At 66.9% G+C, this 12,612-nt stretch carries 11 protein-coding genes; 4 read left to right on the forward strand and 7 right to left on the reverse strand.

Annotated features, from left to right (window positions below):
• From gspD to ACWIQA_RS04250, 3 genes are all read right to left on the reverse strand, one after another.
• Positions 1–1,929 (reverse strand): type II secretion system secretin GspD (gene gspD, locus ACWIQA_RS04240; protein ID WP_448581822.1); only part of this gene is annotated, 1,929 nt, incomplete at its 3' end.
• 20 nt (positions 1,930–1,949) lie between these two features.
• Positions 1,950–2,561, reverse strand: a complete 612-nt coding sequence (locus ACWIQA_RS04245; protein WP_448581823.1) for a type II secretion system protein N — start codon at positions 2,559–2,561, stop codon at positions 1,950–1,952.
• Positions 2,558–3,553: a prepilin peptidase gene (locus ACWIQA_RS04250; protein WP_448581824.1), complete on the reverse strand. Its 996-nt coding sequence runs from the start codon at positions 3,551–3,553 to the stop codon at positions 2,558–2,560. The genes ACWIQA_RS04245 and ACWIQA_RS04250 overlap by 4 nt, the downstream gene beginning before the upstream one ends.
• A gap of 53 nt (positions 3,554–3,606) precedes the next feature.
• Here ACWIQA_RS04250 and ACWIQA_RS04255 point away from each other — a divergent pair, with 53 nt between their 5' ends.
• Genes ACWIQA_RS04255 through ACWIQA_RS04270 form a run of 4 tightly spaced genes read left to right on the forward strand, consistent with a single transcriptional unit; the run spans position 3,607 to position 8,192 of the window.
• A complete protein-coding gene (locus ACWIQA_RS04255) occupies positions 3,607–4,290 on the forward strand; it encodes a hypothetical protein (protein ID WP_448581825.1) in 684 nt (227 codons plus the stop codon).
• Positions 4,277–5,305, forward strand: a complete 1,029-nt coding sequence (locus ACWIQA_RS04260; RefSeq protein WP_448581826.1) for a hypothetical protein — start codon at positions 4,277–4,279, stop codon at positions 5,303–5,305. The genes ACWIQA_RS04255 and ACWIQA_RS04260 overlap by 14 nt, the downstream gene beginning before the upstream one ends.
• Positions 5,302–6,900, forward strand: coding sequence for a Dyp-type peroxidase (locus ACWIQA_RS04265; protein ID WP_448581827.1), 1,599 nt, complete (start codon positions 5,302–5,304; stop codon positions 6,898–6,900). Before ACWIQA_RS04260 ends, ACWIQA_RS04265 begins: the two co-directional genes overlap by 4 nt.
• The gene (locus ACWIQA_RS04270; RefSeq protein ID WP_448581828.1) at positions 6,897–8,192 is read left to right on the forward strand and encodes a cytochrome P450; all 1,296 of its coding nucleotides are present in this window, start codon (positions 6,897–6,899) and stop codon (positions 8,190–8,192) included. Before ACWIQA_RS04265 ends, ACWIQA_RS04270 begins: the two co-directional genes overlap by 4 nt.
• Before the next feature lie 83 nt (positions 8,193–8,275).
• Here the strand turns inward: ACWIQA_RS04270 and ACWIQA_RS04275 are convergent, their stop codons facing one another.
• From ACWIQA_RS04275 to ACWIQA_RS04290, 4 genes are read right to left on the reverse strand one after another with little or no spacing between them, the layout of a single operon-like run.
• A complete protein-coding gene (locus ACWIQA_RS04275) occupies positions 8,276–9,814 on the reverse strand; it encodes a long-chain-fatty-acid--CoA ligase (RefSeq protein WP_448581829.1) in 1,539 nt (512 codons plus the stop codon).
• A gap of 58 nt (positions 9,815–9,872) precedes the next feature.
• A complete protein-coding gene (locus tag ACWIQA_RS04280; protein WP_448581830.1) occupies positions 9,873–11,378 on the reverse strand; it encodes a cryptochrome/photolyase family protein in 1,506 nt (501 codons plus the stop codon).
• Positions 11,379–11,434: 56 nt separating this feature from the next.
• Positions 11,435–11,923, reverse strand: a complete 489-nt coding sequence (locus ACWIQA_RS04285) for a glycosyltransferase (RefSeq protein WP_448581831.1) — start codon at positions 11,921–11,923, stop codon at positions 11,435–11,437.
• Entirely contained in the window at positions 11,920–12,399 is a 480-nt protein-coding gene (locus ACWIQA_RS04290) for a glucuronosyltransferase (RefSeq protein WP_448581832.1), read from the reverse strand. The genes ACWIQA_RS04285 and ACWIQA_RS04290 overlap by 4 nt, the downstream gene beginning before the upstream one ends.
• Between the last annotated feature and the right edge of the window lie 213 nt (positions 12,400–12,612).

Consider the following 12,612-nt stretch of genomic DNA (forward strand, 5'->3'; position numbering starts at 1 on the left):
CTCGGCGGCCTCCTCGCGCGAGCGGATGATCGTTGGTCTCAGGAAGATCATGAGGTTGGTCTTCTCCCGCGAGCTCGACCGCGAGCGGAACAGGTTGCCGAAGACGGGGACGTCGCCAAGGCCGGGCACCTTCTGCAACGAGCGCTGTTCCTCTTCCGACAACAGGCCGCCCAAGGCCAGGATCTCGCCATTGGCGACGGTCACCACGGTTTCCACTTCGCGCTTGTTGAGGACGAAATCGCGATCATCGACGGTCGAGGCGATGGAGGAGACGGTCTGGCGGATCTCGAGGCGGATGGTGCCGCCGGCGTTGATCTGCGGGCGGACCACGAGCTGGACGCCGACGTCCTGGCGCTGGACGGTGCGGAAGCTGTTGTTGAGATCCTGGCCGAGTGCCTCGCCGGTTGTGACCGGGATTTCCTGGCCGACGAGAAGACGCGCTGGCTGGTTGTCAAGCGCCATGACCGAAGGCGTGGCAAGGATGTTGGATGCGACATCCTGCTGCGCAGCGTTGATGATGGTGCCGAAGACGGCATTGCCGACATTCCAGGTAAAGACCCCCGTGCCGCCGGAGATGGGGGATTCAGTTGCCGCGCGGATGGCGTTGGCAATGAGAGCGTTGGCAAGGCTCGGGTTGCGGATCTGGCCCTTCTCGACCGCGACCGCGCCGGCAATGGCGAGAATGTCGGGCCCGGCGTTGGTGAAGCTCGAGGCAAGAAGGGGCGTGGCTTTGTCCGCAGGCTTGACGAGCCACTGGAGCCCGAGCTGGCGGGCAAGGGTATCCGAGATCTCCACAATGATGGCCTCGACCTGGACCTGGGCACGGACCCGGTCGAGCTGGCGCACGACTTCGCCGAGCTCACGCTGAACGTCGGCCCGGGCGGAGATGATAAGGGCATTGGCGCCATCGTAGCGGGCAATGACGGCCTGGCGCGGACGGGGCCCGGCAGCAACGCCAAGATCGGCGCCAGTTGCTGGAACGGCCTGGACTTGCGGCAGCTGGCCTCGCGACGCGCCAGCACTGCCAGCCGCGCCGAAGGGGGTGCCGACCAGCGCTGAGAGCGGCTGGTTGGAGGCAAGCGGGTTTGGAGTGGGAGTCTGGCCGACCAGCGACTGCAAGACCGGGAGGATGGAGGCAGCATCAGCATGGTCGAGGAAGATGACGCGGGTTTCAGCACCTTCGGCGGCGCGGCGGTCGAGATCGCGGGCAAGAGCTGCCATCTGGCCGACGATTGCAGAATCGCCGCGGATGGCGATGGCATTGGCAGCATCGATGGCGACCACGCTCGCGGTCGGCCCTGCACTCTCTGCGCCGCGGCTGCGGCGGAGCAGCTGGTCGAGGGCTTGTGCGACTTCGCGCGGGCCAGCGTTGCGGAGCTGGACGACTTCGGTGCCGGAGCGATCGCGATCGATTTCCCGAAGGGCAGCACGCGCGCGGGCGATGTTGTCTGCAAAATCGGTGATGATGACGGCGTTGCCGCTGCGGTTGGCAGCGACCGTGCCATTGCGGCTGAGCACTGGGCGCAGGGATTCGACAGCCGAGTTGGCGTCAATGTTTGCAAGCGGGATGACGGCCGTTGTGAAACGCTCACCAGCGCGGGCTGACCCGGCGCCGGCCTCGGCCGGCTGAATGCGATATTGGCCCGAGCCGGTGGGGACGGCGACAAAGCCATTGGCGCGCAGGGTTGCCAGGAACAGCTCGAAATAGGCAGCGCGAGAAAGCGGGCGATCGGAGATGACCGAGACACTGCCGGTGACGCGCGGGTCGATGACGAAGCTTGCGCCCGTCACACGCGCGACATCGGCAATGAAGGTGCGAATGTCGACATCGCGCAGGTTGAGCGTGAGCTCACGCCCGGCGGCAGGCTGGACAGGCGGGGCAGCGGACTGGGCAGCGAGCGGAGCCGTGGAGGCCAGCAACAGGGCCAAGGGTGCCAGGCGACGGCAAGTCATTCGCTCTCTCCAGAGGGCGGAACGGGTTCAATGAAATTCCCGTCTGGGAGCACGGCAGGCGGGGCGGAGCCGGCCGTGGCACTGGAGGGCGGGGGGGCGGCCGGAGGTGCAGCCGAGGCTGGCGCTGAAAAGAGCGCAGGCGGCGTGCCCTGGGACTCATCCAGCCAGAGCGTCTCGGACGTTCCGGCGCGGTTGAGGACGACATGGTCGCTCTGGACTGCAGCCAGCGTGACGCCCTCAAGGACGGTGGCGCCGACCTCGTGGATCGACTGCACTCCGTCAGGTCCGGCGAGGATGGCAACGCCTCGACCCGAGACCGGATCCAGGCGGACACCCTTGAGGACGAGGGGAAGGGCTGTCACGGGAAGCGCTTCTGTGGCGGCGGCAGGGGCGTCGCGCACGAAGGGATCGAAGCGGGAAAGGATGGCAGGATCCGGAGCCGGGGCCGGGCGCGGCAACGCCGGAAGCGGCTGGCGGACCGCAGCAACGGCGCGGATGCCAAGGACCACGACAAGGGCGAAAAGGGCAGCAAGGACAGCAAGGGCAAGGGGGGGGAGCGCGCGACCAAAGGCCGGACGGGCTGGCGCCGAGGCGGACAGGGTGCTCATGCGGTCGTCCACTCCCCTTGGCCGATCGGGTTCCCTCCGGCCGATTCTTTCTGGCCGGCTGCGAGGCTGCCTTGGGCGAGAAGCATTACAGATTTGTTTCGCCGTTCGCCATGGTCCGATGCCTGCATTCCCATTTCCGCAAACCTCCAGACTTCGGGCAGGACCGGTTGGACGGCGACACCTTGCCCCCCTGCGGCTGCAGCAAGCCAGAGTGGCCAGGCTGCCACAGCGAGGCAGGCGCCGAACGGCACGACGGGCCAATGCGGCTCCCGCCCGCGCTGGCGCCGGCGGTGGCGGATGACCACCGCAGCGACCAGGCCAGCAAGGGCTGCAGCGAGCAATAACGGCGGGAGGTGGCTTGGGCTTAACCATGTGCCGAGGGCGGCTGCCAGCTTGACGTCGCCAAGGCCCAGGCCCTCGCGGCCGCGCAGCGCGAAGAAGAGCGCGCGCACGAGCCAGAGGGTGGAGCCAGCGAGCCCTGCGGCTGCGAGCCGGAGGGGAAGCGCGGCTGGCTCGAGGAGGGCTGCTGTTGCAAGCCCAGTTGCAAGGAGCGGGAGGGTGAGCCAGTCAGGTAGCCAGTAGTGGCGAAGATCGAGCGCAGCGAGGGCAAGGAGCATCCAGCCGAGGAGTGCGCCAGCAAGGCCCAGCGGCAGGCCAAGAAGGCCGAGTGACAGCGCGCCGATGAGGCCGGCGAGCGCTTCGAGTGCCGGGTGGAGCGGGGGGATGGGCGCCTGGCAGTAGCGGCAGCGGCCGCGGCGGGCGAGGAAGGCGAGCAAGGGGACGAGGTCGCGGGCGGCAAGCGGGGTTTGGCAATGATCGCATCGGGAGCGGCCAGTGACAGGAAGGCCGTACGGGGTGCGCAGAACAAGGGTTGCAAGGAAGCTGCCGGCAACGAGGCCGAGGAGGAGACCGAGCGCAGCGAGCGCGAGCGACGGGGGGCCGGGAACGCCCATGGCCCCCAGGCCATAGTCGGCAGCGCTGCGCAAGGCCATTGACCCTGCACCCTGTTCCGCCATTAGGGAGCTGGGGCAGGCGGGAGCGTGCGGTGTCGAACGTCGCCGGCAAGGCCTATGCAATGAACGTGCTGACGCCGATGCCGCCGCGTCGGACCTGGATCAACCGCTGGCTGTTCCATCTCGCCCGGGCGTTGCCATCAAGGCTTCACGGGTTGCTGGGGCTTTCGATCATCCATTTCGCACGGTGGGTGGTGATCCGCCGCGACCAGTGGCCAGACCTCGGCCAGGGGCCAGAAGTGGTGACCAACGACTACATGCTCTTCTGTTCCAATTTTAACGGGACCTGGGACCAGTATATTGACGCTTTCGCTGACGGCATTCCCTCCGGTCTTGATCTCTTCTGGTATTCTTCGACCAAATATCCGGGTTCGGTGCCGATCACGCCGTTCAAGGCCTATATCCGCGCCAACCAGATCGACACTGGCTATTACTACAATGCGACGCCTGGGGCAGCGCAGCGCGACATCAAGGCGGCACTCAGGGTGCGGCGCGCAGTGCTGCGGCTGGCCAAAGCGCATGCGGCCGGCCCGGCGGCGTTTGCGCAAGCCTGGGTGCGGGAGCTTGGCGCAGTGCAGAATGATCTTGGCACGCCGGGCTACGCGCCGGTTGCCTCGCGCGATACCGACCGCGCCGATGCCGAGCGGGCGACGCTGGCGCGGGAGCGCTGGGGGGCGCGGGCCTATGGCGGGGAGGTGCCCCATGCCGACACGTGATGGCGGCCACTTGTTCTTGACCTGTCTTATTCCGGTCAAACGGGTGGGCGAGGGTGCGAGCGCGGGAGCTGAGGGCGAAGGGGTGCCGCCGAGCCATCGGCTGCGCGAGGAGCTTGCCTTGCTGCCAGTGGCGCAGCAGAGCCCGAAGACCGAAGCGGCAGGCCAGGAGAGCCCGTTTGCGCGCTGCCAGCGGACGCATTTCCTGCGCCTGCTGGTCGTGGACCAGCCCATGTTCAATGGCCGGCAGCAGACCGACCCGGTGGTCAATGCGCTGAAATCCCTCCTTTCCTTCCTGCCCGGGATTGCGCCGCGCGAAATTTCGGTGCCGGAGACGCATGATGTGCTGGGGCGGCCGTGGCTGGTGCTTGCAGCGGACATCGACGCGCGGGACCATGAGGCCGACGGCGGTTTGGCGAGCTGGGCGGAGGGGCTGTGGCGGACCAGCCGTGCCGAGCTCGAGGCGATCTTCCGCCATTGCTTCGGGTTCGAGGGTGTGGCCGACGGGCCGGGCTTTGCGCGCTATCTTGCCCGTTGCCAGCTCGAGACGACGATGAGTTTCAACGACTATTGGGAGGGGCGGCCGCCGCTCACGGGGGTCAATCTCCTGACCCTCGGCCTTGGGGCGCTGGCACTCCTGCTGGGGGTGGGGGTGCTGGTGGCAGAGGCTCTGGGGCCGCTGCACCTGCTGTGGGCGCTGCCCGTGGCGCTGGGGCTTGTGGCGCTGGGTGCGATCCTCTGGATTGACCGGGTGGGAGCGCGGCCGTTTCCGCCTGCGCCCGACAGCGACCTGCCAAGCATTCTCAAGGCGCTTTATGTCCAGCAATGGTTTGCGCTGTTTGTTGAGCAGGCGCAGCTGATGCGGCCGGCCGAGCGGTTCGATGCCTTCGGCCGGTTTCTTGCGACCGTCAAGCCGCACGCGCTTGCAGCACCGACCCAGAAGCCCGGGGTGGTGCGCTCGGACTGGATTTACCAGGAGCCGCCGGCCCTTGGCCAGGTGGTGCGAGCGCCGAGGTGAGTGCCTCTGCCCCCATCTGTCTTGAGCGGGGGGATATCCAGGGCGGGATCCTGCGCGCCTATGGCAAGCGCGGCTATCCGAGGGCGCGATTCCTGCTGTTTCATGTTGCTCGCGCCGAGGCTGGACGCTGGTTTCTTGAGCAGCTGCGCCCGCGAGTGACTCCTGCGCTCGACTGGGCAGAGGGTGGCGAGAGCGTCAAGCCGGGGCAGATGACGCGGCCGGAAGTGACACTGAACCTCGCCTTTACCTTCCGCGGGCTGGAAGCGCTTGGCGTGCCGCTTCGCACGCTCAAGGGCTTTCCCGAGGCATTTGCAGACGGGATGGCGCAGCGCGACGCCGTGCTTGGCGACGATGTGGGACCAAACCGGATCCGCTTCTGGGACCCGGTGTGGCACGGCGAGCCGGGCCGGGCGGGGGTGCATGTGCTGGTGATGCTGAATGCCCTCATCGCTGCGCCAGATGTGATGACGGCGCGGCTCGCCAAGGTGACTGCAGAGGTGGTGGGACTGGCTGGCGAGACTGCAGGCGGGGTGATGCTGCTCGAAGGGCACCGCGGCGCCGATCCGCGCTGGCAGGAGCTTGCCGCGCTGTGGGGCCCCCAGCCGGACGGGCGGATGGGGCCGCTTGCGAGCGAGCATTTCGGCTTCAATGACGCAATCGGCGACCCGGTGTTCGATGGCCAGTATCCGGACGGCGCCGAGCGTGACAAGTGCCGTGGGCAGGGGGCAGTGGATGGGTGCGGAAACTGGCGGCCGCTTGCAACTGGCGAGTTCATTCTCGGGTGGCCGGATGAGTCGCAGGAAGTGGCAGGTGCGCCGATGCCGCTCGACTTCAGCCGCAATGGCACCTTCTTTGCCTACCGGAAGCTGCACCAGGACCTGGCGAGCTGGGATGTCTGGATCGAGAGCCGGGCTCTGATGCTGAAGGAGGTCTGGGGCCTTGCCAGTCTTGCTGAGGCGCGCGCAACCCTGAAGGCGAAGATGGCCGGGCGCTGGGAGGATGGCGTGCCGCTGGTGAAGGCGCCGACTTTTGCTGACTGGCAGGCGGCCCGCGCCCGGATGGCAGAAATGACTCGTGCCGAGCAGACGGCCTTTCTGACCGAATTCGGCTATGCCAGCGATCGTGAGGGGCGCATGTGCCCCAAGACTGCGCACATCCGCCGAGCGAATACGCGTGATGCGCTCGACCCCTTGTGGGACGCGAAGGACGGGAAGGGGCGGCTGGGCTCAGCGCTCAACAACCGCCGCCGGATCTTGCGCCGGGGGCTTCCCTATGGCGGCCGGGATGATCCGGATGGCGAGCATGGAATCGTGCTGCTCGCCTATTGCGCCGACTTGTTCCGGCAGTTCGAGTTCGTCCAGCAGCAGTGGATGAACCATGGCCTGGATTTCGACGCTGGCAATGACGGCTGCCCGATCGTGGGGGCGCATCGCGAAGGTGCGCGGTTCGTGATTGCAAGCAGCGATCCGGCAAAGCCGCCGTTTGTGGCCGGTGGTCTGAAACCGTTCGTCACAACGCGCGGCGGGGACTATTTCTTCCAGCCTTCGATGACGGCGCTTCGGATGATCGGGCAGGGACTGGTGGACCCGACATGAGCGGCCGGCTGGGCGCGGCGCTTGACGGGCTTCTGGCGCTGGCGCGGCTGGTTCTTGGCGCACGCGGGGGCATGCGGGCGCGGTTGCGGGCAGTGCTTGGCGTGCCGGAAGGGCAGCGGGCGGCGATGGCCGTGCTGCGGTTCGCAAAGCCGCATCTTGCCCTGAAGTCAAACCTTGTTGCCTGTTACGAAGGCGAGGGCACATTGCTTCTGACCCGGGCGGCGGATGTGCGCGAGGTTCTGGCGCGGGAGGCGGAGTTCGCTGTCGTCTATGGCCCGAGGATGCGCGCGCTGACTGGCGGGCGCGACTTCTTCCTGGGATTGCAGGACGGCGAGCTCTACCGCCGCGACACGGAGGCGCTGGCGGCAATTACCGACCCTGACGACCTCGCTCGCGTGCTTGCCCTGGCGCGCCGCGAGGCAGCGGCCGCCGTGGAGGCTGCGAGCAGCGCGGAAGGCGAAGGCGCAATCGACCTGCCACCTGCGCTTGCAGCGCGGATCCCGGCATTGATGGTGCAGCAATGGTTTGGCGTTACGGGGGGACTTTCGCTTGAACAACTGGTCGCGGACGCAACGGCGCTGTTCCACTATCTCTTCTCGGATTTGCGCGCTGAGCCGGAAGTGAGCACGAAGGCGATGGCTGCCGCAGCGCGCGTCAATGCCGCAATCGAGAAAAGCCGCGCGACGGCGGCCCCGGATACCCTCCTTGCCCGGGCGTGCGCGCGCGGTGCTGCAGGGGACCCAGCCTTCGATGCCGACGGTGTCAGGACCCAGATGCTGGGCCTCATCATCGGGGCGATCCCGACGCTTTCCAAGGCCTCGTGTCTTGCTATCGAGGAGCTGCTGCAGCGGCCGGGAGCGATCAAGGGGGCAGAGCGGGCCGCACGCGCTGGCGACGAGCCGCGGGTGGGGGAATATCTCTTCGAGGCGCTGCGATTTTCGCCAGTCAACCCGATTATCTACCGACGCGCTGTCGCCGATACGACCATTGGTGCCACCCGGGTGCCGAAGGGGCGGATGGTGCTGGCGGCCAATCTGTCTGCCATGCACGATGGAGAGGTGGTGGATGCACCTGACCAGTTCCGGCCCGGGCGGCCGTTTGAGCAGTATCTCTTGTGGGGGATGGGCGTGCACCGCTGCTGGGGCGACCAGGTGAACCGGGCCATCCTGCCGGCGATGCTTCTGCCCTTGCTGGCGAAGCCGGGGTTGCGGCAAGTTTCGCCGCCCGATGGCGCCGGCACGCCCTTTCCTTGCCACTACTGGCTGGCGTGGGGATTGCGTTCGTCTACGTAGTGGAACTTGCCCCCGGTTAGGACAGCAGCCGAAGGGGCGCGGACGTGAGCAAGCAGGAGGTGGCGGGGCCCTTTTGCAATCCCTCAGGCGACCTGGCGGTCCATGCCTTCCCAATAGGGCTTCCTGAGCTCCTTTTTGAGGATCTTGCCCGAGGGGTTGCGCGGCAGCTCGGCGACGAAATCGACCGATTTCGGGATCTTGTAGCCGGCAATCAGCGGCCGGCAGTGGGCGATGATCTCGTCTGCCGTGGCGTGGGCGCCCTCTTTCAGGACGATGATGGCCTTGACTGCCTCACCCCATTTCGGATCGGGCACGCCGATGACGGCGGCGTCGCGGACCGCGGGGTGGGTGTGGAGCGCATTCTCGACTTCGGCGGGGTAGATATTCTCCGCTCCCGAGACGATCATGTCCTTCACCCGGTCCTGGATGTAGAGATAGCCGTCTTCGTCCATGACGCCGGCGTCGCCGGAGAGATACCAGCCGTCACGGATGGCTTTCGCGGTGGCTTCGGGCTTGTTGTGGTAGCCAGCCATGACCGAGACCGAGCGGATGGCGATCTCGCCGATCTGCCCTCGGGGAAGCTCGCGCATCTCGGCATCGACGATCCGGATCTCGTTGCCGGGGAAGGGTTTGCCGCAGCCCTTCATGCGGGCATTGCCTTCGACGCTGTGGTCCTCGGGCGGCAGGTAGACGACAGTGCCGGAGGTTTCAGTGGCGCCATAGCATTGCACGAACTGGGCATTGGGGAAGCGGGCGATCGAGCGCGAGAGGACGTCCAGGGGAATGGGTGAGGCGCCGTAGAGGAGAGCGCGGACGCTTGAGAAATCCGCGGTGGCGCCTTCGGGGTCATTCAGGATCATGTTGAGGACGGCAGGGACCGCGAACATCCGGGTGACGCGGTGGGTGCCGATGGCGGCGACGATGGCCGGGATTTCGGGCCGGGGCAGGATGACCATGGTGGCACCAGCGTGGAGCGCGTGCAGCGCCCAGCCGGTGCCGCCGATGTGGAACAGCGGCATGGCGACGAGTGCGACATCATCGTCGCGCCAGAGCGACCAGGCCTCGCCGGTGAGCGCGCCCTTGGCGATGGTGCCCAAGAGGCTTCTATTGGTGAGGAGGGCGCCCTTGGGGAAGCCGGTGGTGCCAGACGTGTAGAGCTGGAGGACGATCGTCTCGGGGCCGGAGGGGGCGAGACTGTCGTCGGGCGTGGCGTCAGCGAGGAAGGCATCGAATTCCTCAGTCCAGACAATGGTAAGGCCAGTGACGCCGGCGCCGGCGATGACGGAGCCGAAGGCGCGGTCGGCGAGGAGGAGCCCGATTCCGGCGTCCTGCAGGACATAGGCGACTTCACCGGCGACGAGGCGCCAGTTGATGGGAGTCATGATGGCGCCGAGGCGGAAGCAAGCGCACATGAGGACGACATAGGCGGGGTGGTTCAATCCCATGTGGCCGACGCGATCGCCGGGCTTGACACCCGCCTTGCGCAGCGCGCCGGCAGCAGCGAGCACGCGGGCATGGAGGCTTGCCCAGCTTTCCGCCATGCCCTCGTAGCGGATGGCGATGCGCTCGGGCGTTGTCATGGCCCAATGGGCGGTCATGTCAGACAGGCGCGTGAATTCCACATCGTCCTCCCGGGTGCATCTTAGCGCGCGGCGGGAGGGAATGGTGCTCGAATTTCTCTCAGGCGAGGGTGGCAAGGAAGCGGGCGGCATCCGCGCGCACTTCCGTCTTTCGGGCAGGCGGGAAGCGGCGCCAGCTCTCCAGGATGCGCCCCATGCGCGGGTTTGATGCGAAATGCGGTTCGTTGCGGGCGATGAAATCCCAGTAGAGGCGGTTGAAGGGACAGGCCCCCTCGCCCGTCTTCGCCTTCACGTCGAAGCGGCAGTGGCGGCAGTGGTTGCCCTGGCGCGCAATGTAGGCCCCGGAGGCCGCATAAGGCTTGGAGCCGAGGAGGCCGCCATCGGCCCACTGGCTCATGCCAATGACATTGGGCGCCTCGACCCACTCATAGGCATCCGCGTAGACGATGAGGAACCAGTGGTGGAGGGCATGGGGATCGACTCCGGCAAGGAGGGCGAAATTGCCAAGGACCATGAGGCGCTGGATGTGGTGGGCATAGGCGAGATCGCGGGTCTGGGTGAAGGCTGCGTCAAAGCAGGCCATGCCACTTTCACCCTGCCAGTAGATGGCAGGAAGCGGGCGGGTGGCACCGAGCATATTGGCGCGCAGATATTCGGGCCCTTCGGCGAGGTAGATGAGCCGCACATATTCGCGCCAGCCGAGGATCTGGCGGATGAAGCCTTCAACGGCGTTCAAGGGCGCAGAGCCGGCGCTCAAGGCAGCGAGCGCGACATCGATGAGCTCGCGCGGGGTCAGGAGGCCGAGGTTGAGGGCGGGGGAGAGGAGGGCGTGGAACAGGGTCTCCTCACCGTGGGCAAGTGCGTCCTGATAGTCCCCGTAATGGGGCAGGCGATGGCGCGTGAAGTCGGCAAGGGCTGCGAGGGCCTCACTGCGGGTGACGGGCCAGTGGAAGCGCGCAAGGGTGCCGAAGTTTTTTGGGAAGCGGGCTTCGACCATGGCGATCACTTCGCGGGTGATGGCATCGGGGGCAAAGCGCGGGGGTGGGGGCGGGACGAGGCCGGGTGGCAGGGGCTTTCGGTTCTCGGCATCGAAATTCCATTGGCCGCCGACGGGCGTGTCGCCCTCCATGAGAATGCCGGTCTCGCGGCGCTGCCAGCGGTAGAAGTCTTCGAGGCGGAGGCGCTTCCTGAGGCCGCGCCAGGCGGTGAAGGCGGCGGGCGAGACAAGAAAGCGGTCATCTTCCAGGATGGTCGCGCCCTCGATTGTGGCCTGGAGGGCGCGCACCCGATGCTCGCCGGCTTCGGTCATGCGGATGTGGGAGGCGCCGTGGCGGGCAGCGGCAGCGCGGATTTCGGAATCGAGGCTGCCGAGGTTATTCGGGTCGTCGAGGCGGCGGTAGTCGACCTGCCAGCCTTCGGCGCGCCGTTCCTCGGCGAAGTGGCGCATGGCGGAAAAGACGAGGGCGAGCTTCTGCTTGTGGTGGGGGACATAGCGCGCCTCGTCCATGACTTCGGCCATGAAGAGGACGGAGCCCGAACGGGGGGCGCCGCAGAGGCTGGCGAGCGAGGGGCTGAGCTGGTCGCCGAGGATGGGGAGGAGGAGCACGCAGGCCCTTTGCGCTGGCCGCTTTCAGCCAGCAACTGGGCGGTGAGCCGCAGCCGTCAGCCGAGGATGAACTGCCTGACGGCCGCGATCAGCTCGGGACTGGCTTCAGCTTCAAGGCTTGCGCCCTGCAATTGGGGCGTTGCGAGGAGCCGGTCGATGAGGACGGGGATCTCGGACTCGTTAGAGGCGATGTAAAGGCCTGGCCGGGCTGCGAACTTCTCTGCTGTGGCCAGCTGATGCTCGTTGCGATGCTCCCCGAGGCTGGCGCGGCGGGGCAACATCAGGAGAGGCTTCATGTGGGTGAGGGCAGAGATGATTGAGCCCATACCCGCATGTGTGACCATCAGTCGGCAGGCGGCGAGTTTTTCCGCATAAAGGTCTGCGGGCAGGAATTCGGCCCAGTCCATGTGGGAAGGGCGGAAGCTCGATGCCGTGAGCCTGCCGAGCTGGCCGAAGACGGGCATGGATGCCGTGGCTGCCCAGGAATCGACTGCGCGCACCAGCCGATCGAATGGCTCCTGCGTGCCGACAGAGAGGAAAATCACAGGACCTGGCCCCTGTAGCTTGGTCCGCCTGGCCGGGCGAGTTCGGGCCATTGCGTGAGCCAGAGGTCGGCGAGCGGACCTGCGCGGGCACCGGAGAGCGATGGCTCTTTTGCATTGGCGATGCTGTCGAGCCAGAGTGTGCGGGCACCCAGGAGGCGACCAAAGACGATGGCGAAGTAACCGACCGAGGCGCCAGTTGTGATGATGACCTGGGGCCGCAGGCGCAGGATGAGCGCGAACACTTGAACGGCCTGGCGGATGAGGCGGAACTTTTGCCAGCGATTGGCATCAGTGACGACATGGTAGCCTGGGGCGGCCTGGCCGCGGGCTTTGGCAAGGCGGGCGACATGCCCCTGGCAGTCAGGCGAGGTCGTCGCATAGTGGACCTCGCACCCATCCCAGGCGCTGGCGAGGCGAAGAAGCTGGATCCAGTGCCCTCCGTTGGACGCAATGGCGAGAACACGCGGTCTGATCATGGCCTCGAGCCTTGTGGTTGCGAGATCCCCTAGCTGCCGGCTGGAAGGCTGCCAAGCACCTGGCAGCAGCAGGTTCAGTAAAGTCCGCCCTGTTGGGCGAGGAAGTCCCGATCGGTCCGGATGGTGCGGACGACCTTTTTCGGGGTGGCGCGCGTGGGTGCGGGCGCGCTCACAATGCGGCGTGGCTCGGTCTCGGGCTTGAAGGCTTCCCAG

This window comes from Thermaurantiacus sp. (assembly GCF_053487655.1).

Coding starts and splice junctions, on each gene's coding strand:
- ACWIQA_RS04270 (WP_448581828.1), top strand. CDS start 6,897: ATGAGCGGCCGGCTGGGCGCGGCGCTTGACGGGCTTCTGGCGCTGGCG.
- ACWIQA_RS04245 (WP_448581823.1), bottom strand. CDS start 2,561: ATGAGCACCCTGTCCGCCTCGGCGCCAGCCCGTCCGGCCTTTGGTCGC.
- ACWIQA_RS04290 (WP_448581832.1), bottom strand. CDS start 12,399: ATGATCAGACCGCGTGTTCTCGCCATTGCGTCCAACGGAGGGCACTGG.
- ACWIQA_RS04250 (WP_448581824.1), bottom strand. CDS start 3,553: ATGGCCTTGCGCAGCGCTGCCGACTATGGCCTGGGGGCCATGGGCGTT.
- ACWIQA_RS04260 (WP_448581826.1), top strand. CDS start 4,277: ATGCCGACACGTGATGGCGGCCACTTGTTCTTGACCTGTCTTATTCCG.